Source organism: Streptomyces sp. NBC_00005 (genome assembly GCF_045160215.1).
GTDB lineage: Bacteria > Actinomycetota > Actinomycetes > Streptomycetales > Streptomycetaceae > Streptomyces.
On sequence record NZ_CP108316.1, the window covers coordinates 8,948,005 to 8,971,400 of the forward strand.

Below are 23,396 nucleotides of genomic sequence, written 5' to 3' on the forward strand. Positions count from 1 at the left end.
ACATGGCCACGGCACCCCGCCCGCGCACCACCACCCGCGACCCGGAGGAGATCGCCCGCCGCCTCACCGCCTGGCTCGGCACCCGCCTGCCCGGCGCCAAGGCGGTCGGGGTCACCGTCCCGGAGTCCAACGGCATGTCCAGCGAGACCCTGCTCTTCGACATCGAGCACCCCGAACCACCTGTGCGGGCCTGCGCGTTGAGGCTCGCGGCGGACCCGGCGGCCTACACCGTCTTCCCGGTGTACGACATGCCGCGCCAGTACCGCACGATGCGCGTCGTGGCCCAGCACTCGGACCTGCCGGTGCCGAAGGTGCTGTGGCTGGAGGAGGACCCCGGCCCGCTCGGAGCGCCGTTCTTCGTGATGGAGCGCGTCGAGGGGCGCGTGCCGCCCGACGTGATGCCCTACACCTACGAGGGCAACTGGCTGCACGCGGCGAGCGACGCCGAGCGCGCGCACCTGGAAGCGGCCTCGATCGGACTCCTGGCCCGACTGCACGACCAAGTGCCGCCGAAGGAAGCCGAGTTCCTCGCACTCCCGGGCGAGGGCGACGCCCTGCGCCGCCACGTCACCGCCCAACGCGCCTACTACGACTGGGTCGTCGACGGACGAGCCCGCTCACCCCTCATCGAGACCGCGTTCGACCGGCTGGAGGTGCTCTGGCCCCGCGACCCGGGCACGCCGGTGCTCAACTGGGGCGACGCGCGCATCGGGAACGTCGTCTACGACGGGTTCGAGCCCGCGGCCGTCCTGGACTGGGAGATGGCGGACCTGGCCCCGCGCGAGGTCGACCTCGGCTGGACCGTCTATCTGCACCGCTTCTTCCACGACCTGACGGTCGCCTTCGGCCAGCAGGGCCTGCCGGACTTCCTGCGCCGCGACCGGGTGGAGGCCCGCTACGCCCAACTCACCGGCCACACACCGCGCGACATGGACTTCCACACCCTGTACGCCGCCCTGCGGCACGCGATCGTCATGCTGCGCGTCGCCTACCGGCAGGTGCACTTCGGCGAGGCCGACGTCCCGGCGGACCCGGACACACTGATCCTGCACCACGGCAGTCTGCGGGCCATGGTGCAGGGCAGTTACTGGGGTTGAGCGACGGCCCCTGTGCGAGCGAAGGCCGCTCAGGCGGCGTGGCGCCGCATCACGGGGACCCTGATCGGGCGCGAGCCCGGGCCGCCGACATGCGAGAACGGCTGGGTACGCCAGTCGAGTCCCTGGGGGAGTGTCAACAGGAGGGCCGTGACCTGCTCCTGGGGCTCGGCCGACTCGTCCGCGGACCGGGCCTCGGCCGCCCTGCGACCGGTACCGGCGCAGACCGTGAGGCCGAACGGGTTCCACGGCGAGGCGCACAGCGCGTGTTCCGGCAGGACCTCTTCGTCCGCCAGCAGGGCGATGGGCTGCGCGCAGTCCGGGCAGATCACCCGGTACATCTCGAAGGTGTCGTACGCGTCGAGTTCGTCCTCGGCGTCGCGTTCGACGCCCTCCGGCTCGGGCTCGACGACCGCCTGGAGCCGCTTGGGTGCGGTACGACCAGGGCGCTTAAGACTCTGCATGGGTTCTCCCCCTCGGGCTGGGCCGTTCAGGCACTGCGGCCTCGACCACAGCAAGCACTTCCCGCCCCGTCTCGGCGGTAATCACGAGAACATCACGGAGACGTCGCGGCGGCTGTGGCGTTCGTCACATGCCGCCCGCAGGTGCCCGTGGAAGCCTCTTCGTCGCCCGGACGGCGCACAGGCCGTTCTCGGCCACATCACAAACCGGGTATGACCTGGGCCGCTCAGGTATCCGTGGAGATCAAGGGCACTGTAGGTTCTTGCGCCATGGAGGAGCTGGACCGTCAAATCGTGCAGCTGCTCGTCAAGGACGGGCGGATGAGCTACACAGACCTGGGCAAGGCCACAGGCCTGTCCACGTCGGCCGTGCACCAGCGGGTGCGCCGGCTGGAACAGCGTGGCGTCATCCGCGGCTATGCCGCGGTGGTCGACCCCGAGGCCGTCGGGTTGCCCATGACCGCGTTCATCTCGGTCAAACCCTTCGACCCCAGCGCCCCCGACGACATCGCGGACCGCCTCGCCGATGTGCCCGAGATCGAGGCCTGCCACAGCGTCGCGGGCGACGAGAACTACATCCTCAAGGTGCGCGTCGCGACCCCGCACGAGCTGGAGGAGCTGCTGGCACGCGTGCGGACGCTGGCGGGCGTCTCCACGCGGACGACGGTGGTCCTGTCGACGCCGTACGACGCACGGCCACCGCGGATCTGAGTCGGCTCGAGGGCAGGGCGGCCGGTGAAGTCCGACCTGCGTACAGGGCGGCCCCGGTGAGGCGCGAGACTGTTCCCCATGAGTGAGCGCACCCCCGAGCCGAAGACCGTCCTGCTCCGCCGCGGAGAGGTCCACAGCCCTGCCGACCCGTTCGCGACCGCGATGGTCGTGGAGCGTGGCCAGGTCGCCTGGGTCGGCTCGGAGGGCGCCGCCGACGCCTTCGCGGACGGTGTCGACGAGGTGGTCGACCTGGACGGCGCCCTCGTCACCCCGGCGTTCACCGACGCCCATGTGCACACCACGTCCACCGGCCTCGCGCTCACCGGCCTCGACCTGTCCGACGCGCCCTCGCTGGACGCGGCTCTCACTCTCGTACGGGACTTCGCCGCTGCTCACCCGGGCGACCGCGTCCTGCTCGGCCATGGCTGGGACGCGGCCCGCTGGCCCGGCGGCCGCCCGCCGACGCGCGCGGAGCTGGACGCGGCCACCGGCGGCCGCCCTTTGTATCTGAGCCGGATCGACGTCCATTCGGCGGTCGTGACGACAGCGCTGCTCGACCTGGCTCCCGGTCTGGGGCCGGTGGACGGCCCGCTGACCGCCGACGCCCATCACGCCGTACGCGCCGCCGCGTTCGCAGCAGTGACGCCTGCCAAGCGCACCGAGGCCCAGCGCACCGCGCTCGCGCACGCCGCCTCCCTCGGCATCGGTTCGGTCCACGAGTGCGCCGGCCCGGACATCTCCTCCGAGGACGACTTCACGGATCTCCTACGCCTCGCCGCCGAGGAGCCGACCCCGAGGGTCGTCGGCTACTGGGCCGAGCAGGCCGACGCGGGGGTCGCCAAGGCGCGCGGGCTGGGTGCGGTCGGTGCGGCCGGCGACCTCTTCGTCGACGGCGCCCTCGGCTCGCACACCGCCTGCCTGCACACGCCGTACGGCGACGCCGACCACACCGGCACCGCCTACCTGGACGCCGCCGCCGTCGCCGCGCACACCACGGCCTGCACCGAGGCGGGCCTGCAGGCGGGCTTCCACGCGATCGGGGACGCCGCCGTGACCACCGTCGTCGAGGGCGTGCGCGCCGCCGCCGAGAAGCTCGGCCTGGCCCGCGTCCGCGCTGCCCGCCACCGCGTCGAACACGCCGAGATGCTCACCCCGGAGACGATCGCGGCCTTCGCCGAGCTGGGCCTGACCGCCTCCGTGCAGCCCGCCTTCGACGCGCTGTGGGGCGGCGAGGACGGCATGTACGCCCAGCGCCTTGGCGCCGACCGGGCCCGCACCCTGAACCCCTTCGCGGCTCTTCTCAGGGCGGGCGTCCCGCTCGCCTTCGGCTCCGACAGCCCGGTCACGCCCCTCGACCCGTGGGGCACGGTCCGCGCCGCCGCCTTCCACCGCACACCCGAGCACCGAGTCTCGGTGCGTGCCGCGTTCACGGCCCACACGCGTGGGGGCTGGCGGGCGATCGGGCGGGACGACGCGGGCGTCCTGGTGCCGGGCGCACCCGCCGACTACGCCGTGTGGCGCACCGACGAGCTCGTGGTCCAGGCCCCCGACGACCGGGTGGCCCGCTGGTCCACCGACCCCCGCTCCGGCACCCCCGGCCTGCCCGACCTCACCCCGGGCCACGACCTCCCGGTCTGCCTGCGGACTGTGGTGGGCGGGCAGACCGTGTTCGTAGGGCCGGGCGAGTGATCTCCCGGGGTGGCGCGACGCCGATCGTCGCCCGACGCGCCGTCGCACGACCTGCATATCCGCTGCTCTGACCAGGGAGTTAAGGAAAGAACCGCAGGTCAAACGGCTGTTGACAGCCGATGGCAGGGGGCCGGTAGGTTCGGCCGAGTCCACCACCGGACGCCCGACCGGGGAACGTCCGCCCACTCGTCGCAGCGCCGCTGCGTCAGGGACGGTGTGCCGCACCGGGGCACCGCCACTGGGAGCCAGGCTCAGCGCCCGCGCCGCGACGAGGGAACGTTCCGGCCGGTCGGGGAGGTGTGACCCGGGTGGGGCCCGGGCGCTCAGTAGACAACGGCTTTCGGTCGACCCGCAGCCAGCGGGTCCCAGGTCGGCCCGAAGGGCGCCGGGCCCCCATCCGTAGTTCGCGAAGGTGTCCGAAAAAGCGCTCTTACCCCGCTCTTGCGGAATCGACACCACCATACGAACGTGCTGTCGCGTCATTGCAGGCCGCGGCCACTATGGTGGACGTCTGCGTACGGACACGAAGGGGCAGTAGTGAACGACGGCGACGGGACCCTCGCGGCACAGGCCCAGGGGAGGCAGTTCGGCCCGCTCGGCACGGCCTTGGTGATCATTCCGACCTACAACGAGGCGGAGAACATCAAGTCCATCGTCGGCCGGGTGCGCAAGGCCGTCCCCGAGGCGCACGTGCTCGTGGCCGACGACAACAGCCCCGACGGCACCGGCAAGCTCGCGGACGAGCTGGCCGCCGAGGACGACCACGTCCAGGTCCTGCACCGCAAGGGCAAGGAGGGCCTCGGCGCCGCATACCTCGCGGGCTTCCGCTGGGGCCTGGACAAGGGCTACGGCGTCCTGGTCGAGATGGATGCCGACGGCTCCCACCAGCCCGAGGAACTGCCCCGGCTGCTCACCGCGCTCAAGGGCGCCGACCTGGTCCTCGGCTCCCGTTGGGTGCCCGGCGGCCGGGTCGTGAACTGGCCCAAGAGCCGCGAGGTCATCTCCCGTGGCGGCAGCCTCTACTCCCGCCTCGCGCTCGACCTGCCCCTCAAGGACATCACCGGCGGCTACCGCGCCTTCCGCCGCGAGACCCTCGAAGGCCTCGGCCTCGATGAGGTCGCCTCGCAGGGCTACTGCTTCCAGGTCGACCTCGCCCGCCGCGCGGTCAGGGCCGGGTACCACGTCGTCGAGGTGCCCATCACCTTCGTCGAGCGCGAACTGGGCGACTCCAAGATGAGCCGCGACATCCTCGTGGAGGCCCTGTGGCGGGTCACGGCGTGGGGCGTGGGGGAGCGGGTCGGCAAGGTCACGGGCCGCGGCAAGAAGTCCTGACCGCCCTGCCTTCACAGGCCCGCGTACGGTTTCACAGGCCCTGTTGATCATTCGCTTATCCCGCACTGAGCCGGGCCCAGGCACACTGGACGCATGACGACTGGTGCTCCGACCCCCACGCATCCCGCCCGGCCCCGGCGCTCCCGGCTGCGGACCTTCCTGCCGCTGGGCGTCGCGGCCTGGCTGGTGCTGGAGATCTGGCTGCTGACGGTGGTCGCGGGGGCGTCGAGCGGGTTCACCGTGTTCCTGCTGCTGCTCGCGGGCTTCGTGCTCGGCGCGGCGGTGATCAAGAAAGCCGGCCGGCGCGCCTTCCAGAACCTGAACGAGGCGCTGCAGCGCGGCGGCACCCCGCAGAGCGGCGGCGGCAACGGCCTGCTGATGCTCGGTGGCCTGCTGCTGATGATCCCCGGCCTGATCTCGGACGCGGTGGGTCTGCTCCTGCTGATCCCCCCGGTCCAGAAGGCCCTGAGCCGCTTCACCGAGCGCACCCTCGAGCGCAAGCTGCGCGAGGCCACCCCGGGCACCTTCGGCGACGCCTTCCAGCAGGCCCGCATGCACCGCCCCGACGGCAAGGTCGTCCAGGGAGAGGTCATCAGGGACGAGCCGGGCGACGCCCCGCAGGGCCCGCGGCCCCCGCTGACGAGCTGAGAACGCCGTACGGCATGTGGCTGCGGCCGTACGACACACGACTGCGGGCGTCTACGTGAATCCACGTAGACGCCCGCAGTCGCTTGCGTGCGTTGTTTGTCCGTCCGACCCCGGCGGGACTAAGCCGACTTGCGGCTGTCCCGAGGGTGAACCGCGATGTTCATCGCGCCCGAACGGAGAACGGCCAGGCGTTCCTCGAGGACCTCTTCGAGTTCCTCGCGGGTGCGCCGTTCCATCAGCATGTCCCAATGTGTACGCGCGGGCTTGGCCTTCTTTTCCTCAGGGCCGTCGCCGTCAACGAGGAGTGCCTGGGCCCCGCAGACCTTGCACTCCCACTCCGGCGGGATCTCCGCCTCGACCGAGAAGGGCATCTCAAACCGGTGCCCCTTCTCGCATGCGTACTCCACGGCCTGGCGCGGGGCCAGGTCGATGCCGCGGTCCGTCTCGTAGCTGGTCACCACGAGGCGCGTGCCGCGAAGAGCTCGCTCACTCATGAATCGTGCCTCCCGGGCTTGTCGCCCACAGGACAGGTGTCGCTGTCGTCGTCATCCGGTCAACGTCCGGTCGGCGGTAAAGATTCCCGTTCCGTGTCCCGTTCCGGGTCATGCGTCGCCGTCGTAGCCGCCCCTTGTTGTACCCACCAGCGACCGGTTTGTCACATCTGCTAGCAGATGTCACCCAGCGTTTCGGCATCTTTGACGCGCAGTAACGGTACGCCTGGCAGGCCAAACGCGTACACTACAGCCCTTTCGCCCGGAGTGCTAAATCCTCTCGGGAACCGGATTGCCCGCATCGGAGATCGCCTGCCGCACCGGAACCCGTGCGAGCAGGGCGAATCCCATGACGAAGAAGGCCACGAGCGAGATGATCGCGTCGCGATAACTTCCAGTCAGCTGGTAGGTGATCCCGAACAGAAGCGGTCCCAGCCAGCTCATGCCCCGGTCGCTCATCTCGTACGCGGAGAAGTACTCGGCCTCCTTGCCGGGCGGGACCAGATGCGAGAACAGGGAGCGGGACAGGGCCTGGCTGCCGCCCAGCACGAGGCCGATCCCGGACGCCAGGACGAAGAACCACACGGGCGCCCCGGCCGGCAGGAAGTACCCGGCCCCCAGTGTCGCCGTCCACGCCACCAGCGAGCCGAGGATCGTGCGCTTGGCCCCGTAGGTCCGGGCCAGCCTCCCCATCCCCAGCGCGCCCGCCACCGCCAGCACCTGGACCATCAGCACGGCCGTGATGAGCGTGGACTGGCTCAGGCCAAGCTCCTCGGAGCCGTACACCGACGCCTGTGAGATCACGGTCTGGATGCCGTCGTTGTAGATGAGGTAGGCGAGGAGGAAGGAGAGGGTGAGCGGTTTGCCGCGCATGTCGCGGACGGTGGACGCCAGCTGCCGCCAGCCGTGGACCGCAGGTGCCGCGGACGTCTTGTGGCGGTCGCGCAGGCGCGCCAGCGGTACGAGGGTGAAGGCGCCCCACCACAGGCCCGCGGAGGCCAGGCAGATGCGGACGGCCGTCGACTCGGAGACACCGAAGGAGTCGTGCCCCGTGAACAGGATCAGGTTCACGATGAGCATCGCCGAGCCGGCCGCGTAGCCGAACGCCCAGCCGCGGGACGAGACGCGGTCGCGCTCCTCGGGCGGGGCGATCTGCGGCAGGTAGGAGTTGTAGACGACCATCGAGACGGCCACGGACGCGTTGGCGACGATCAGCAGCAGGCCGCCCAGCAGATAGCGGTCACCGGACAGGAAGAACAGGCCGGTCGTGGCCGCCGCCCCCACGTAGGCGCAGGCGGCGAGCATGGGCTTCTTCCGTCCTGTGCGGTCGGCGGCCGCGCCCACCAGCGGCATCACGAAGATCGACACGATCACGGACGCGGAGACGCAGTAGGCGAAGAACGAACCGGCTCGCACCGGGATGCCCAGCGGATGGACGAACCCGTCCGCGTCCGCCGCGGACTTGGCCACGGAGGTCAGGTAGGGGCCCAGGAACACGGTGAGCACGCTCGTCGAGTAGACGGAGCAGGCCCAGTCGTAGAAGTACCAGCCGCGTTGCTCGCGTTTCCGGTCGAAGACTTCCGTCCGCACGGTGTCGGCGCTCACCCGTGCCCTCGCTTCCCCGCTGAAGTGCCGTGCGAAGGATCGGGGGAGGGCCGTCGGGTGCTCAGACCCAGACGCCGCGTTCTTCCATGACCTTGCGCAACGTGTCGATGTGATCGGTCATGATGCCATCGACTCCCAGGTCCAGGAGACGGTGCATGCGATCGGGCTCGTTGATGGTCCACACGTGCACCTGCAGCCCGCGCGCGTGGGCGGCGCGGACGAAGCGGTGGTCGACGACCTGGATGCCGGACTGGGACTCGGGCACCTGGGCCGCGACCGCGGAGCTGCGCAGCGCGGCCGGGACGCCCCAGGAGCGCAGCCGCAGGTTGAGCACGCCACGCGTGCCGTACGACGTCGCCAGGCGCGGTCCGGCCAGCCGCTGGGCGCGCACCACGCGCGCCTCGGAGAACGAGCCGACGCAGATGCGGTCCCACGCGTGCGTGCGCTCGATCAGGTCGAGGAAGGGGTGCAGCGAGGCCTCCGCCTTGAGGTCGACGTTCCAGCGCACCTCGGGGAAGGTCTCGAGCAGTTCCTCGAACAGCGGCACCGGCTCCTTGCCCGCCACGCGCGCCTGCCGTACTTCTTTCCACGGCAGGTCCCCTATGCGTCCCGCGCCGTCGGTCACCCGGTCCAGGGTCGAGTCGTGGAAGGCGACCAGCTTGCCGTCCGTCGTGGTGTGGACGTCGGTCTCGATGTACCGGTAGCCCGCCTCCACCGCCCGGCGGAACTGGAACACGGTGTTCTCCAGACCGTCCGCGGCCCCGCCCCGGTGGGCGAAGGCGATCGGGCCGGGATGGTCGAGATAGGGGTGGCGTATCCGCGTGGTCACGGTCGCAGTATCGCTCCCTGCGGTTGCCCTTCGGCAACGACCGTGCTGCCTTGCGATGCCGACGGGACGTCGAACATCCGCAGGAAGAGCTGGGCGAGCGGGCCGATCGCGACCGCGTACAGGACCGTGCCGATGCCGACGGTGCCGCCGAGGGTGAAGCCGGTCGCGACGACGACAATCTCGATCGCCGTCCGCATCAGGCGGATCGAGCGGCCGGTGAGCCGGTGCAGGCCGGTCATCAGGCCGTCGCGCGGGCCGGGGCCGAAGCGGGCGGCGATGTAGAGCCCGGTGGCCACGCCGTTGAGCAGGATGCCGGCCAGGAGGAGAGGGATCCGTACGGCCAGGGAGTGCAAGTCCGGGACGAGGGCGAGCGTGCCGTCCATGGCGATGCCGACCACGAAGACGTTGGAAACCGTGCCGAGCCCCGGGCGCTGGCGCAGCGGGATCCACAGGAGCAGCACCGCCGCGCCCACGATGATCGACACGACACCGATCGTCAGGCCCGTGAGCTCGGCCAGGCCCTGGTGCAGCACCCCCCAGGGTTCGAGTCCCAGGCCCGCCTCGACGAGGAGCGCGGAACTCGCGCCGTACAGCGCGAGGCCGACGTACAGCTGGATCAACCGTCGCCCGAGACGGCTCTTCGTGGACAAGAGGTGCCCCCCTGTGGTGGTAGTGGCCTGGTTCGTGACACCCTGTGGCTTGGGTGGAAGCATCATCCAGGGCCAATTCGGGGAAGGTGGACTGATTTCCATGGCGCAGTGGACCTCGGCGATGGGTGCGGCGCAGCTGGCCAGGCTGCTCAACTCCCAGCAGGACCGCCCGGCGGGCCCCGGCACGCGCCGTCCACCTGCCTACCGCGCGCTGGCCGACGGCATCCGGCTGCTGGTGCTGGAGGGCCGCGTCCCGGTGGCCGCCCGGCTGCCCGCCGAACGTGAACTGGCCCTGGCCCTGTCCGTCAGCCGTACGACGGTCGCGGCCGCCTACGAGGCGCTGCGCACCGAGGGATTCCTGGAGTCCCGGCGCGGCGCCGGCAGCTGGACCGCCGTACCGGCCGGGAACCCGCTCCCCGCGCGCGGCCTGGAACCGCTTCCGCCCGAGGCGCTGGGCTCGATGATCGACCTGGGCTGCGCTGCGCTTCCCGCGCCCGAGCCGTGGCTGACCCGGGCCGTCCAGGGCGCCCTGGAGGAGCTGCCCCCGTACGCCCACACGCACGGGGACTATCCGGCCGGTCTGCCCGCGCTGCGCTCGATGATCGCCGACCGGTACACCGCGCGCGGGATCCCCACGATGCCCGAGCAGATCATGGTGACCACGGGAGCCATGGGCGCGATCGACGCGATCTGTCACCTCTTCGCGGGCCGCGGTGAGCGCGTGGCCGTCGAGTCGCCGTCGTACGCCAACATCCTCCAGCTGATGCGGGAGGCGGGGGCGCGGCTGGTGCCCGTGGCGATGGCCGAGGGGCTGGCCGGCTGGGACCTTGATCGCTGGCGGCAGGTGCTGCGGGACGCCGCCCCCCGGATGGCGTACATCGTCGCCGACTTCCACAACCCGACCGGCGCGCTCGCGGACGACCACCAGCGGCGGCAGCTCGTGGACGCTTCCCGGTCGGCGGGGACGGTGTTGATCGCCGACGAGACGATGAGCGAACTGTGGCTGGACGACGGCGTCGAGATGCCACGGCCCGTGTGCGCCTTCGACCCCGCCGGGTCCACGGTGATCACCGTCGGGTCGGCCAGCAAGGCCTTCTGGGCCGGGATGCGCATCGGCTGGGTGCGCGCGGCACCGGACGTGATCCGCAGCCTGGTCGCCGCGCGCGCGTACGCCGATCTGGGCACGCCGGTGCTGGAACAGCTCGCCGTGAACTGGCTGTTCAGTACGGGCGGCTGGGAGCAGGCCGTGGAGATCCGCCGCGCGCAGGCCCGGGAGAACCGGGACGCGCTGGTCGCGGCGGTGCGGCGGGAGCTGCCCGACTGGGAGTTCGCGGTGCCGCAGGGCGGGCTCACGCTGTGGGTACGGACCGGAGGGCTGTCGGGCTCGCGGCTCGCCGAGGTGGGGGAGCGGGTCGGGGTGCGGGTGCCTTCGGGGCCGCGGTTCGGGGTCGACGGCGCCTTCGAGGGGTATGTGCGGCTGCCGTTCACCGTCGGCGGCGCGGTGGCCGAGGAGGCGGCGGTGCGGTTGGCCGCGGCGGCGCGGTTGGTGGAGAGCGGGGCGTCGGGGGGCGGGGAGACGCCGCGGACGTTCGTGGCGTAGCTGCCGTGGCCGTGCCCCCCGATGTCGCTGCGGCCGGGCGGGCGCAGCGACATCGGGGGCGCCGAAACCTACGGGGCCTCCGCCACCACGGCTTCTGCCGGCACCGGCTCCGCCTTGACCTGCTCCTCGTCGAGAGATTCCGCTTCGAGAAGCTCCAGGTCGGCAGATCCCAGGCCGACAGATTTCACGTCGATGGATTTCGCTTCGACGGGTTTTGTTTCGACCGGCTCCGCGTCTGCCGGAGTGGTCCGCGGCGGCAGTAGTGCCAGCACCGCCTTGCGGTCCGCCTCGCTCGTCGCGTCGTCGTACGGGTCCGGGGTCGACGGAACCTGAAGCCGGTGCACCGGCCCGGCGCCGAGGCGGGCGTAACCGCGGCCGGCGGGGACAGCGGCGGCCGGAGTCGTGGACGGAAGGGCACCCAGGGTCCCGGCCAGCTGCTCGGCCGTGGCGGGGCCGAGGACGACACGCGCGCGCGTGTGCTGTCGTACGGCATCGCTCAGTGCTTCGGCGCTGTCGAGATGGTCGGCCACCACCACCGTCACGTTCGCCGCGCGGCCGTGCCGCAGCGGGACCTGGAGCAGGGACTGCGGGTCCTTGCGGCCGTCCGCGGCGGCGAGGTGGGCGAGGGCGGTCGGGCGGTCCAGGAGGATCCACAGGGGGCGCTTGGTGTCCTCCGGCGGTGGGTGGCCGGCCTGGCGGGCCCGGTTCGCCGCGATCAGGCGGCGCTCCGTCTCGTGGGCGGCCCACTCCAGGCTCGCCAGAGCCCCGGTCAGGCCGCACTCGACGGCCAGGACGCCAGCCCGGCCGGTCAGGCACGCGTACTCGCCGGTGCCGCCCTCGATGATCACGACATCGCCGTGCTGGAGCGCCTGGAGGGCGATCGAGCGCAACAGGGTCGTGCTGCCGCTGCCCGGCTGGCCCATGATCAGGAGGTGCGGCTCGGTGGAGCGGATGCCGGTGCGCCAGACGACCGGCGGAACGTCGCGCTTCTCCTCGCCGTAGGAGAGGGGAAGCGTGCGCTGGACCTGGGTGGGGTCGGTGAAGCCGAGGACCGTCTCGCCCGGCGTCGTGACGAATCGCTGGGCGGCGATGTCGGTGGGCAGCGGGGACAGGACGGTGACCGTGAGCCGGTTGCCTTCTTCGTCCCACTCGAAGTGGTACTCGCGGCCGCGGCCCGACTTCGCGTGCAGCAGCTGCTCGATCCGGGTGCGGGAGTCGATCTCGCCGTCGGTGAAATACGCCGGGTAGCGGATCACGAGGTGGGCCACACGGCCCGATGCGTCGAACTCGTACGCGGGGAACGCCTTCGCCCACTCGCCGCCGTGGGCGTAGAGGGGGGAGGGGTCCCCGGCGAGCGAGAAGTACGGGACCAGGGCCTCGTACAAGGACTGCAGGCGCTCCGTCTGGGACTCGTCGGGCCCTTCGGGCTTCGGCGGTTCGCGGTCCCGGCCCTGCCAGGCTGCCGCCGCCATCAGGGTGATGACGGCGAGCAGCGGCCCGTACGGCACGAGTGCCACGACCAGGATCACCGAGGCCACCAGGAACAACAGCGGCCCGCGCCTGTCCTTGGGTGTGTCGGCCCACCTGCGCCGCCCGGCCGCTGCCAGCCGGCGCATACCGCGGGTGATCGTGATCAGCGGTTGGAGGACGTCGGTGGCGCTGTCGGCCGCCGTCCGGGCCAGCTCCCGGCTCCGGGCGATCTGCGCGCTGCCTGTGCTCAGGATGCGGGGGAGGGGGCGCCGAGCCACTGCTGTCTCCTGTAGGTGCGTACGGACGGGAGGGGCGGCGTCAGAACTTGATGCCGCCGAGGAGGCTCGCGAGGCTCTCGCCCCCGGCCTTGATGCTCGGGGCGATCGCCGTGCTCGCCAGGTAGAAGCCGAACAGGGCCGAGACCATGGCGTGTGACGCCTTGAGCCCGTCCTTGCGGAAGAAGAGGAAGACGATGACGCCGAGCAGGACGACGCCTGAGATGGACAAGATCATTTCTGTTCTCCTGGTTCACGGGGACAGTCACCATGAGTACTTCCAGGATCACAGCATGTATCCATACTATAAAAGGTGCAACTGAGTGAATTTCGGCTGATTTCCCCCGGACGGTCGATCCGGCCCGGTCGGCCGAGGTGCGATCTTGCGTCCGACCTGGGCTGTGGTGATCTTTACCGCTGGCGTGTCGGGTCATGTGCGGCGGGAGCCAGTACCCTGGCGATTCACCTGAACGGTTGTATGGAGAGGCGGTCCGGCCGATGACAGAAGCCCCCGACCCGGAGGTCGTGGAGCTGGCGACCAAGATCTTCGATCTGGCCCGCAAGGGACAGACCGAGGCGCTCGTGGCGTATGTCGACGCGGGTGTTCCGGCCAACCTCACCAACGACCGCGGCGACTCGCTCGTGATGCTCGCCGCCTACCACGGGCATGCCGAGGCGGTGCGCGCCCTGCTCGCCCGTGGCGCGGAGGGTGATCGGATCAACGACCGGGGGCAGACCCCGCTCGCCGGAGCCGTCTTCAAGGGTGAGACGGAAGTCATCAAGGCCCTCCTGGAGGGCGGTGCCGATCCGGCCGCGGGGACCCCCTCGGCCGTCGACACGGCGCGGATGTTCGGCAAGACGGAACTGCTCGAGTTGTTCGGCGCACACTGATCCGAATGTTCTGACCAGCAAAAACACGGAAAACGGGGGAGGCGGTACAGGGCCGCCGAAATTTCGGTCGCGGCAGGTCGAAGTGCCGAGTCATCATGACGTCGTGATTCACGGACGCGATGGCTGGGCAGGTGTTGCCGCACCGCGCGGGCCGTGATGCGGTCCGCATGGGCCACAGACGAGAGGCAGAGGAAGATGGCTTACAGCAAGCAGGAAACGGCGGGCGCCCCGACGTGTTGTCACGCGGCCAGGTAATGCACGTCCCCGGTTGCGTCGACGCTTGATGTGAGGCTGTTTCCCATGTTCGATCCGGTCATAGCGCCCAGCGGTACGCTGCTCGGCCTGCTCCAGCGGGGCCGCGGCGACGGCACGCTGCACGCGCTCACCGCCCCGCGCGCCGAGGCGCTCGCGGCGCTGAACCACTGTGTGCTGCGCGACCCCCGCCACGACTGGCAGGTGGAGAACCGCTCCCTCTACTACGCCCGTCTCTACCTCGACCTGAACGGCGAGCTGGACGAGATCGAGGCGCATCTCTTCGACGTCGAGGACGTCTTCGACACCGAGGAGTCCCGCACGGGGCTGGCCCTGGCCGTCCTCGGCCACCTCGCCTCGTACGGCAGGCGGGACGCGCTCGCGCTGCTGCGCAGGTACGCGGCCTCCGGCTCCAACTGGGCCTGGGCGCTGGACGAACTGGCGCTCAGGGACGACGACGCGGGGCTGCGTGCCCTGGCCTCGCCCGTCCTGGCCCGCTTCTCCACCGACGCCGAGGGCGAGGCCGAACTGGCCGCCGTCGTACGTGACGCCTTCGAGCCCCGGCCGTGGCGGCTGTGGGCCGAGGATCCACGCGAATCGATCGCCACGCGTGTGCGTGCCGCGCACGAGAGCGGCTGTTTCGACCGCTGGCAGCGGCAGATGCGACCATCCGGGCCCCGTCCGGGGTGGAGCGTGCAGGCCGTGTTCGAGTGGGCCCAGCAGGGCGTCGAACGTGGCGCCGCGCTGCACGTCCCGGCCGCCCGCTGTCTCACGGCCGTGGCCGGCCCCGAGGACCGCCCCGAGATCGTGCGGGCCGCCAAGGACGGCACCGACGGAGCCCGCTGCACCGCGCTGCGCTATCTCGCCGACGGCAATGATCCCGAGGCCCTCGACCTGATCGAGGGCGCCCTGGTCACCGGCTCCCCGGCGGTCGTGGAGGCCGCCGTCGACTCCTTCGAACGGATGCGCAGTGTCGCCGCCGTCGACCGGGCCCGCGGCTGGGCCCACCGGCCCGACCCCTTGGGTGCCGCCGCCGGCCGCATGCTCGCCTGCCGGGGCGGAATCGAGGACAAGGACCTGGTTCTTGGTGCGCTGCGCGAGGCCGTACGAGGCGAGGGGCCGGACGCCCCGACCCTGTGGACCCTCGTCGACGGCACCGGCCGGCTCGGCATCGCCTGCGCCGCTCCCGTGCTCCGCCATATCTACCGCGAGACCGCCTCCTCCCATCTCCGCGGCCGGGCGGCCCGCGCCCTCGCCGCCACCGATCCCTCCTTCCCGGCGGGTTTCGCCGTCGAGTGCCTCTGGGACTGCGAGGAGACCACCCGCGAAATCGCCGCCCGGCACGCCGAGACCGGTGACGCCCGGGTCGTCGAACAGCTCCGCCGGCTTGCCGCCGATCCGGCCGAGGAAGCCGAAGTGCAGACGGCCGTACGGAGTCGGATCGCACCCGACGGGCCCGCCGTTTGAGCGGGCCACGCACACGTCCTTCGGGCGGCGGCACGGCCGCCGGATGAACAGCGGGTGACCCGCGGGTCAGGTGGTCATGGACACGGCCTGACCTGCTCGGGTGCGCGGAGGAACGCTCACGGGACGTTCATCGTTCGCAAAGATCCACGTTGACGCGACCACGTCCAGTGCGGCGAGAACGTCGGTATGCGTGTCGTCATCGTGACCGAATCCTTTCCCCCCGACGTGAACGGCGTGGCCCACTGCGCGCTTCAGACCGCCCGGCACCTCGTAGATCGCGGTCACTCTCCGCTCGTTGTCGCCCCGGCCAGTACCGCCCTCATGGGCAAGGCCGGGCTCGGGCCCGACGCCCAGGCGCCGTGCCCCGTCGTCCGTGTCCCCTCCCTCCCGCTCCCTGGCTACCCCCAGGTCCGTGTCGCCCTGCCCAGCCGGCGTCTGGCCGCGGCCGTCGTCGAGCACCGGGCCGACGTCGTGCACCTGGCCAGCCCCTTCGTCCTCGGTGTCCGCGGCATGGCGGTCGCCGCCCGTCTCGGCGTGCCCGCCGTGGCCGTCTACCAGACCGACCTCGCCGGATACGCCCGCACCTACATGGGCGCCGGTGAGGCCGCGGCCTGGCGGCGCATCCGTTCCGTCCACGCCGCCGCCGACCTGACCCTCGCCCCCTCCAGCGCCTCGATGCAGGACCTGGAGGCCCATGACGTGCCCCGTCTCAAGCTGTGGCAGCGCGGCGTGGACACCGCCCGTTTCCGCCCCGACCTGCGCGACGAGGCCCTGCGCCGCGAACTCGCCCCGAACGGCGAGGTGATCGTCGGCTACGTCGGGCGGCTCGCCCCCGAGAAGCACATCGAGCTCCTGGCCGGCGTGTGCGGCCTCGAAGGGGTGAAGGTCGTGGTCGTGGGCGACGGCCCCAGCCAGCCGAGCCTCAGTGAAGCGCTGCCCGGCGCGGTCTTCCTCGGCCGCCGCACCGGCGACGAACTCGCCCGGATCTACGCCTCGTTGGACGTCTTCGCGCACACCGGCCCGTTCGAGACCTTCTGCCAGACCGTGCAGGAGGCCATGGCCAGCGGCGTCCCCGTCGTCGCACCCGCCGTCGGCGGTCCCCTCGACCTGGTCGCCCACGGGCGCACCGGGCTGCTCGTACCGCCCCGCGACGCGGACGCCGTACGGGATGCCGTGCAGTCCCTGGCCGCCGACCCGGGACGGCGGGCCGCCTTCGGCGCCACAGCGCGCGCCACCGTCGAGGGACGGACCTGGGCGGCCGTGGGCGATCAACTCATCGGGCACTACACGGACGTGCTCGCCGCGCGGAAGAAGACGGCGGTGGCGGCATGACCTCGCTCAGGATCGTGCGACTCGCCAACTTCGTCGCTCCCTCTTCCGGCGGCCTGCGCACCGCCCTGCGCGAGCTGGGCAAGGGCTTCAAGGCGGCAGGGCACGACCCCGTGCTCGTCATCCCCGGCGAGCGTGCCGACGACCGCGACACCGAGCAGGGGCGCGTCATCACCCTGCCCGGGCCGCTGTTGCCCGGCACCGGCGGGTATCGGGTGCTCACCGACAAGCGGCGCGTGGCCCGGCTCCTGGAGGAGCTGGCGCCCGACCGCCTGGAGGTCTCCGACCGTACGACTCTCAGGTGGACCGGCAAGTGGGCGCGGCGCGCCCGGGTCCCCGCCGTGATGGTGTCCCACGAGACCGCCGACGGAGTCCTGCGCACCTGGGGCCTGCCGGAGGGGGCGGCCCGGCGCGCCGCCGACGCCCTCAACGTGCGTACGGCACACACGTACGCGCGCGTGGTGTGCACCACCGAGTTCGCCGAGCGTGAGTTCGTGCGGATCGGCGCCCGCAACGTCGTACGCGCCCCGCTGGGCGTCGATCTGGTCGAGCGGCACCCCGCGCTGCGTGATCCGGGGCTTCGCGCACGGTACGCGCGCGTGGACGAGTCGCTGCTCGTCACGTGCACCCGGTTGTCCGTGGAGAAGCGGCCCGGCACGGCGCTGGACGGCCTGGAGGCGCTGCTTCGGCGTGGCAGGCGGGCGGTGCTGGTGGTGGCCGGGGACGGGCCGCTGCGCCCGCGGCTCGAACAGCGGGCGCGGGAGCGCGGGTTGCCCGTCACCTTCCTCGGTCACGTCTCCGACCGCGGCGCGCTCGGCACGCTCCAGGCCTCCGCCGACGTGTGCCTGGCACCCGGGCCCGCCGAGACGTTCGGGCTGGCCGCCCTGGAGGCGATGGCCTGCGGCACGCCCGTGGTGGTGAGCAAGTCGTCAGCGCTGCCCGAGGTGATCGGATCCGCCGGAGCCGTGGCGGCGGACCACGGGGACGCCTTCGCGGACGCCGTCGAGATGCTGCTCGAACTCCCCGAACGTGAGCGGCGGGAGGCCGCACGCGCGCGTGCGGAGTGCTTCGGGTGGGGTGCGGCCGTCGACGCGTTCCTCGCCGCACACGACGCCTCGGTGCCGGTACGGCGCTTCGTGCCCGGGGGCGTCGCATGAGAGCCGTGCGTTTCGTGGCCCTCGGCGACTCGCTGACCGAGGGCGTGGGCGATCCCGTCGCCGACGGGTGGCGCGGCTGGGCCGCGCTGCTCGCCGGCGGGCTCGCCGAGGAGCCCGTGGAGTTCACCAACCTCGCCGTCAGCGGTGCCCAGACCCGGGAGGTACTGGAACTGCAGACGCCGGCCGGGCTCGCCCTGCGGCCGGATGCCGTGTCCGTGGTCATCGGCGTCAACGACACCCTGCGGTGCACCTTTGACATCCACGCCGTGGCCGAACGGCTCGACAAGGTGTACGCCGCCTTCACCGGGCAGGGCGCGGTCCTGCTCACGGCGTGTCTGCCCGACCCCGGCGCGATGCTCGGCCTGCCGGGCGCGCTGGCCCGACCGCTGGCCCGGCGGCAGCGGGCGGTCAACAGGGTGGTCCACGCGCTCTCCGACCGCTACGGGGCCGTACACCTGCATGCGGCCGAGGAGGCCTGGATCACGGATCGCGCGATGTGGAGTGCGGACCGCCTGCATCCCGGCGAGCGGGGGCACCGGCAGCTGGCCGTGCGTTTCCACTCGCTGCTGGCGGAAGCGGACCGTGCGACCGGCCCCGCGCCTTCGCCCGAGGCGGAGTTCCCCGTGCCCACCAAGTCGGCGAGTCTGCTGTGGATGGCCACGGCGGGCATCGCCTGGGTCGCCCGGCGGTGCACCGACCTGCTGCCGCAGTTGCTGCGGCTCGCCGCGGACGAGATGCGGCACCGGGCGCGCGGCACGAGCGCGCGGCTGGACGTGCGGGCCGCTGCGGCGGTGTCGGCGGCGTTGGCGGCGGTGTCGGTGGCGGAACAGCCCGATGCGGCGTAGCGCTCCGCGGGCAGGCCGGGGGATGGAGGCCGGTGGGTCGCTGCGGGTCCGTCGTGGCTGTTCGCGCCCGCGCGGCGGAGCCACATGTCCATACAGCCCCGCGCCCTTACAGGGGCTTCAGCGGATGCGTGTCCTCACGAAGCGGACCGGCGTGCCGGGTGCCGCTTGGGCGACGGCCGGCAGGTCTTGTGCGCGGACTACGCCGATCACCGGGTAGCCCCCGGTGGTCGGATGGTCGGCCAGGAAGACGACCGGTCTGCCGTCCGGAGGCACCTGGACCGCGCCCAACACCATGCCCTCGCTGGGGAGTTCGCCCGGCAGAGCCCGGTCCAGGGCGGGTCCCTCCGTGCGCAGGCCGATGCGGTTGCTGGCGGGGGAGACCCGGTATGTAAGGGAAGTGAAGGTGCGTACCGCTTCCGGCGTGAACCAGTCGTCGCGCGGGCCGAGGGTCACCCGGAGGACGAGCTCGGACGGCGGTGCCGGCTGCGGGGCGACGTCCACGCGCGCGTGGACGGTTTCCGGTGTCCCCAGAGGCAGTACCGTGCCGTCCGTGAGGGGTGCCGGGCCGAGGCCGGACAGGAGGTCCGTGGAGCGGCTGCCGAGCACCGGCTCGACGGCGATGCCGCCGGAGACGGCCACGTAGCCGCGTACTCCGGAGACGACCGTTCCTACGTTCAGGAGCGCACCCGCGGGCACGCGCACCGGCGCTCCCCAGGCGACCGGACGGCCGTCCACCGTGACCGGGCTGGGGGCGCCCCCGACCGCGATCGTGACCGTCGAACGCGGCCGTACGGCACAGCCGTTGACCGTGGTCTCCAGGACGGCCGCCTCGGGCGGGTTGCCGACCAGCCGGTTGACGAGCGCCGCAGCGGGGCCGTCGAGCGCACCGGAGCGGGGCACACCGAGATGTGCGTGCCCGGGGCGTCCCCGGTCCTGCACGGTGGTCAGTGCTCCGGCTCGTACGACGACGAGCGCCCGGTCCGTCATGAGTGCCCCACCGGGACGAAGCGCACGCGCGTGCCGGGCGACAGCAGCGCGGCCGGCACGCGCGCGTGGTCCCACAGCACGGTGTCCGTGTGGCCGATCAACTGCCAGCCGCCCGGCGACGAACGCGGGTAGACGCCGGTGTACGAGCCTGCCAGCGCCACCGAACCTGCCGGGACGGCGGTGCGCGGCGTGGCCCGGCGCGGGACGTCGTAGCGCGTCGGCAGGCCGGTGAGGTAGCCGAAGCCGGGGGCGAACCCGCAGAAGGCGACGCTGAATTCGGTGGCTGCGTGGATCTGAGCCACCTCCTGTTCGCGGACGCCCCAGAGGGCGGCGACGTCGGCCAGATCGGGACCGTCGTAGTGCACCGGGATGTCCACGACCGCCTGTTCGCGACGGGCCGCGGTGGGCACTTCGGTGGCGGTCAGTTCGGAAGCCAGACGGACCGGGTCGTCGAGGCCGTCGAGCAGGACGGTGCGGGCCGCGGGGACGATCTCGTGCACGGTGAGCAGGCCCTCCGCCCGGCGGCGCAGCAGCTCCGCGTGCAGGGCCTGTGCCTCGTCTCCGGAGGACACCTCGACGAGCAGGGCACTGCCCCCGACGGGCAGCACCCTCATGCGAAGGCCTCCACCCGCACGCCCGACTCCTGCAGGCGGTCGCGGACCAGCCGGGCCAGTTCGACGGCGCCCGGCGTGTCCCCGTGCAGGCACAGCGAACGCGCGCGTACGTCGACGCGCTCACCGGAGTGGGCGGTGACCGTACCGAAGCGAGCCAGACCCACCGAGCGCTCCACGACCGCCTCCGGGTCGGTGAGCACGGCACCGTCGTGGCCGCGCGGCACGAGCGTGCCCTCCGCCGTGTACGCGCGGTCCGCGAAGGCCTCCGTGACCGTCGGGAGGCCCGCCTTCTCGGCGAGCTCCAGCAGACGCGAGGCGGGCAGGCCGAGCACGGGCAGCGTGGCGTCGGCGAGCCGCACTCCGTCCACGACCGCGCCGGCCTGCTCCTCGTCGTGCACGACGCGGTTGTAGAGCGCGCCGTGCGGTTTGACGTACGACACGCGCGTGCCCGCCGCGCGCGCGAAGACCTCCAAGGCGCCGATCTGGTACGCCACTTCGGCCGAGAGCTCGGCGGGCGGCACATCCATCGCGCGCCGCCCGAACCCCGCCAGGTCCCGGTAGGAGACCTGGGCGCCGATCCGGACACCGCGCTCGGCCGCGAGCTCGCACACCCGCCGCATGGTGGCCGCGTCCCCGGCGTGGAAGCCGCAGGCCACGTTGGCGCTGGTGACGACGGACAGCAGCCGCTCGTCGTCGGTCAGCCGCCAGCGGCCGAAGCCTTCGCCGAGGTCGGCGTTCAGATCGATCGAGGTCATGGTTCCTTCGCGTTTCGTCTCAGGCCACGCGGTACTGCTCGTCGCGGGCGTCGGTCAGGAACATCTGGCCCGGTGCGTGCGTGATGGCGAAGGGCGGCAGCGAGGCCATCACCGCCGCCTGCGGGGTCACTCCGCAGGCCCAGAACACCGGAATGTCGTCCGGCTCGACGTCCACCGGGTCCCCGAAGTCGGGGCGGCCGAGGTCGTCGATGCCCAGCCCCGAGGGATCGCCGCAGTGTACGGGGCTGCCGTGCACCGCCGGGAGCAGGCTGCTCTCCCGGATCGCCGCCGCCAGGTGCTCCGGCGGCACCGGCCGCATGGACACCACCAGGGGCCCGTGCAGCCGTCCCGCCGGGCGGCACTGACGGTCGGTCACGTACATCGGGACGTTGCGGCCCTGCTCGACGTGGCGGATCGGGACGCCCGCCCCGGCCAGCGCCCACTCGAAGGTGAAGCTGCAGCCGATCAGGAACGACACCAGGTCGTCGCGCCAGTACGCGCGTGCGTCCGTCGGCTCGTCCACCAACTCGCCGTCCTGCCACACCCGGTAGCGCGGCAGGTCGGTGCGCAGGTCCGCGCCGTCCGCGAGGACCGTCGTGACGGCACCGGCGTCCGTGACGTCGAGCACCGGACACGGCTTGGGGTTGCGCTGGCAGAACAGCAGCATGTCGTACGCCCAGTCGGCGGGCACCGAGATCAGGTTGACCTGGGTGTGGCCGGCCGCGACTCCGGCGGTGGGGCCGGCGAGCCCCTCCCGGAAGCGGTCCCGGGCGGTTTTCGGGCTCCACGCGTGCGCGTGCTCGTCGACGACGGTCAGGGGGCGGTCTTCCGTACGGTTCACGCGAGTTCCCTCCCACGCGTCTCCGGCAGCCCGAACAGCGCCAGCGCTGCGATGCCGTATCCGATCGCGCCGAACACCAGCGCGCCGCCCACACCCCAGCTGTCGGCAAGGAAGCCGACCGTGGTGGGGAAGACGGCGCCCACGGCCCGCCCTGTGTTGTACGTGAAGCCCTGGCCCGTGCCGCGCACGGCCGTCGGGTACAGCTCGCTCAGGTAGGACCCGAAGCCGCTGAAGATCGCCGACATGCAGAACCCGAGCGGGAAACCGAGCACCAGGAGCAGGGTGTTGGCGCCGCTCGGGATGTTCGCGTACGCCAGGATGCAGACCGCCGACAGCAGGGCGAACAGCCAGATGTTGCGCTTGCGCCCCAGCCGGTCGGTGAGGTAGCCGCCGGTCAGATAGCCGAGGAACGCGCCGGAGATCAGGAACGTCAGGTAGCCGCCCGTGCCGACGACCGACAGGCCGCGCTCGCTCTTCAGATACGTCGGCACCCAGGTGGCGAGCGTGTAGTAGCCGCCCTGGACACCGGTGGACAGCAGCCCGGCGAAGATCGTGGTGCGCAGCAGGCCGGGCTTGAAGATCTCCGTGAACGAGCCCTTCTTCGTGCTCTGTTCGCGTACGGCGGCCGCCTCCGGGGCGTCCTGCACCCGGCGCCGCATCCAGACCACCAGGAGGGCCGGCAGCGCGCCCGTCCAGAACATGATGCGCCAGGCCAGGTCGTCACCGGCGAACGAGAAGACCAGCGTGTAGACGACGGCGGCCAGCGCCCAGCCCACCGCCCACGAACTCTGGACCGCACCGAGGGTGCGCCCACGGTGTTTCGCGCTCGCGTACTCGGCGACGAGGATCGCGCCGACCGCCCACTCACCGCCGAAACCGAGGCCCTGGAGGGCCCGGAAGACCAGCAGCGTCTCGTAGTTGGGTGCGAAACCGCAGGCCACGGTGAAGACCGCGTAGGTGATCACCGTGATCATCAGCGCCCTGACCCGGCCGAACCGGTCCGCCACCACCCCCGCGACGGCGCCGCCCACCGCGGAGACCACGAGCGTGACGGTCGTGAAGAGCCCGGTCTGGCCGCTGTCCAGGCCGAAGTACGCGGCCAGCGCGACCATGCTCAGGGGCAGCGTGAAGTAGTCGTACGAGTCCAGGGCATAGCCGCCGAACGCGCCGGCGAAGGCGCGGCGGCCGCGCGGACCCAGGGCGCGGAGCCAGCCCAAGGCCCCGTCGTGGTCGGTGAGTTCATCTGCTCGCGGGTCGGCGGTCAGGGCCTGCGGTGGAGGGGTCGTGCTCATGGGCACCTCGCAGTAGGAGGACGAAGGGTGCTTGAGGAGTGAGCCGTGCCGTGCGGAAGCGGTTGGCGCCGAGGTGCGGGAGACGGCGCCGTGCGTAGCAAGGTAGAGGAT

At 72.0% G+C, this 23,396-nt stretch carries 23 protein-coding genes; 11 read left to right on the plus strand and 12 right to left on the minus strand.

Features of this window, described 5'->3' with window-relative positions:
* Window positions 1-2: 2 nt before the first annotated feature.
* Window positions 3-1,097 (plus strand): phosphotransferase family protein, encoded by a 1,095-nt coding sequence (locus OG303_RS40870; protein WP_405874948.1) that lies wholly within the window; start codon window positions 3-5, stop codon window positions 1,095-1,097.
* A 29-nt stretch (window positions 1,098-1,126) separates the two neighbouring features.
* On the opposite strand, the gene OG303_RS40875 is transcribed toward OG303_RS40870, so the two are convergent.
* Window positions 1,127-1,558 (minus strand): hypothetical protein, encoded by a 432-nt coding sequence (locus OG303_RS40875; protein ID WP_405874949.1) that lies wholly within the window; start codon window positions 1,556-1,558, stop codon window positions 1,127-1,129.
* A 267-nt stretch (window positions 1,559-1,825) separates the two neighbouring features.
* On the opposite strand from OG303_RS40875, the gene OG303_RS40880 reads away from it, so the two are divergent.
* From OG303_RS40880 to fxsA, 4 genes are all read left to right on the plus strand, one after another.
* Entirely contained in the window at window positions 1,826-2,266 is a 441-nt protein-coding gene (locus tag OG303_RS40880; protein ID WP_405874950.1) for an Lrp/AsnC family transcriptional regulator, read from the plus strand.
* 78 nt (window positions 2,267-2,344) lie between these two features.
* A complete protein-coding gene (locus OG303_RS40885) occupies window positions 2,345-3,955 on the plus strand; it encodes an amidohydrolase (protein WP_405874951.1) in 1,611 nt (536 codons plus the stop codon).
* 537 nt (window positions 3,956-4,492) lie between these two features.
* Window positions 4,493-5,287, plus strand: coding sequence for a polyprenol monophosphomannose synthase (locus OG303_RS40890; RefSeq protein WP_405874952.1), 795 nt, complete (start codon window positions 4,493-4,495; stop codon window positions 5,285-5,287).
* A 93-nt stretch (window positions 5,288-5,380) separates the two neighbouring features.
* Window positions 5,381-5,935, plus strand: a complete 555-nt coding sequence (gene fxsA, locus OG303_RS40895) for an FxsA family membrane protein (RefSeq protein WP_405874953.1) — start codon at window positions 5,381-5,383, stop codon at window positions 5,933-5,935.
* Between the two features lie 119 nt (window positions 5,936-6,054).
* Here the strand turns inward: fxsA and OG303_RS40900 are convergent, their stop codons facing one another.
* From OG303_RS40900 to OG303_RS40915, 4 genes are all read right to left on the minus strand, one after another.
* Window positions 6,055-6,429 carry an RNA polymerase-binding protein RbpA gene (locus OG303_RS40900; protein ID WP_003977404.1) on the minus strand — a complete coding sequence of 125 codons (375 nt, stop codon included), beginning with the start codon at window positions 6,427-6,429 and terminating at the stop codon, window positions 6,055-6,057.
* A 267-nt stretch (window positions 6,430-6,696) separates the two neighbouring features.
* Window positions 6,697-8,031: an MFS transporter gene (locus OG303_RS40905; RefSeq protein WP_405874954.1), complete on the minus strand. Its 1,335-nt coding sequence runs from the start codon at window positions 8,029-8,031 to the stop codon at window positions 6,697-6,699.
* A 61-nt stretch (window positions 8,032-8,092) separates the two neighbouring features.
* Complete coding sequence (locus tag OG303_RS40910) at window positions 8,093-8,860, minus strand: glycerophosphodiester phosphodiesterase (protein WP_405874955.1); 768 nt, start codon at window positions 8,858-8,860, stop codon at window positions 8,093-8,095.
* Window positions 8,857-9,510, minus strand: a complete 654-nt coding sequence (locus tag OG303_RS40915) for a YitT family protein (RefSeq protein WP_405874956.1) — start codon at window positions 9,508-9,510, stop codon at window positions 8,857-8,859. Before OG303_RS40915 ends, OG303_RS40910 begins: the two co-directional genes overlap by 4 nt.
* 100 nt (window positions 9,511-9,610) lie before the next feature.
* On the opposite strand from OG303_RS40915, the gene OG303_RS40920 reads away from it, so the two are divergent.
* Entirely contained in the window at window positions 9,611-11,110 is a 1,500-nt protein-coding gene (locus tag OG303_RS40920; protein WP_405874957.1) for a PLP-dependent aminotransferase family protein, read from the plus strand.
* A gap of 68 nt (window positions 11,111-11,178) precedes the next feature.
* Here OG303_RS40920 and OG303_RS40925 read toward each other — a convergent pair whose 3' ends face one another.
* The gene (locus OG303_RS40925) at window positions 11,179-12,858 is read right to left on the minus strand and encodes an ATP-binding protein (protein ID WP_405874958.1); all 1,680 of its coding nucleotides are present in this window, start codon (window positions 12,856-12,858) and stop codon (window positions 11,179-11,181) included.
* 40 nt (window positions 12,859-12,898) lie between these two features.
* Entirely contained in the window at window positions 12,899-13,093 is a 195-nt protein-coding gene (locus OG303_RS40930) for a hypothetical protein (protein ID WP_266677874.1), read from the minus strand.
* Window positions 13,094-13,353: 260 nt separating this feature from the next.
* On the opposite strand from OG303_RS40930, the gene OG303_RS40935 reads away from it, so the two are divergent.
* From OG303_RS40935 to OG303_RS40955, 5 genes are all read left to right on the plus strand, one after another.
* Window positions 13,354-13,746, plus strand: a complete 393-nt coding sequence (locus tag OG303_RS40935) for an ankyrin repeat domain-containing protein (RefSeq protein ID WP_405874959.1) — start codon at window positions 13,354-13,356, stop codon at window positions 13,744-13,746.
* 300 nt (window positions 13,747-14,046) lie between these two features.
* Complete coding sequence (locus OG303_RS40940; protein ID WP_405874960.1) at window positions 14,047-15,465, plus strand: HEAT repeat domain-containing protein; 1,419 nt, start codon at window positions 14,047-14,049, stop codon at window positions 15,463-15,465.
* Window positions 15,466-15,651: 186 nt separating this feature from the next.
* On the plus strand, window positions 15,652-16,797 hold the full coding sequence (locus OG303_RS40945) for a glycosyltransferase family 4 protein (protein WP_405874961.1): 1,146 nt from the start codon (window positions 15,652-15,654) through the stop codon (window positions 16,795-16,797).
* Entirely contained in the window at window positions 16,794-17,951 is a 1,158-nt protein-coding gene (locus tag OG303_RS40950; protein WP_405874962.1) for a glycosyltransferase, read from the plus strand. Before OG303_RS40945 ends, OG303_RS40950 begins: the two co-directional genes overlap by 4 nt.
* On the plus strand, window positions 17,948-18,796 hold the full coding sequence (locus OG303_RS40955; protein ID WP_405874963.1) for an SGNH/GDSL hydrolase family protein: 849 nt from the start codon (window positions 17,948-17,950) through the stop codon (window positions 18,794-18,796). Before OG303_RS40950 ends, OG303_RS40955 begins: the two co-directional genes overlap by 4 nt.
* Window positions 18,797-18,913: 117 nt before the next feature.
* Here OG303_RS40955 and OG303_RS40960 read toward each other — a convergent pair whose 3' ends face one another.
* From OG303_RS40960 to OG303_RS40980, 5 genes are read right to left on the minus strand one after another with little or no spacing between them, the layout of a single operon-like run.
* Window positions 18,914-19,783, minus strand: a complete 870-nt coding sequence (locus tag OG303_RS40960; protein ID WP_405874964.1) for a biotin-dependent carboxyltransferase family protein — start codon at window positions 19,781-19,783, stop codon at window positions 18,914-18,916.
* Window positions 19,780-20,397, minus strand: a complete 618-nt coding sequence (gene pxpB / locus OG303_RS40965; RefSeq protein ID WP_405874965.1) for a 5-oxoprolinase subunit PxpB — start codon at window positions 20,395-20,397, stop codon at window positions 19,780-19,782. Before pxpB ends, OG303_RS40960 begins: the two co-directional genes overlap by 4 nt.
* Window positions 20,394-21,152, minus strand: coding sequence for a LamB/YcsF family protein (locus tag OG303_RS40970; protein WP_405874966.1), 759 nt, complete (start codon window positions 21,150-21,152; stop codon window positions 20,394-20,396). The genes pxpB and OG303_RS40970 overlap by 4 nt, the downstream gene beginning before the upstream one ends.
* 19 nt (window positions 21,153-21,171) lie before the next feature.
* On the minus strand, window positions 21,172-21,993 hold the full coding sequence (locus OG303_RS40975; RefSeq protein WP_405874967.1) for a putative hydro-lyase: 822 nt from the start codon (window positions 21,991-21,993) through the stop codon (window positions 21,172-21,174).
* Window positions 21,990-23,285, minus strand: a complete 1,296-nt coding sequence (locus OG303_RS40980; protein WP_405874968.1) for an MFS transporter — start codon at window positions 23,283-23,285, stop codon at window positions 21,990-21,992. The genes OG303_RS40975 and OG303_RS40980 overlap by 4 nt, the downstream gene beginning before the upstream one ends.
* Window positions 23,286-23,396 lie beyond the last annotated feature (111 nt).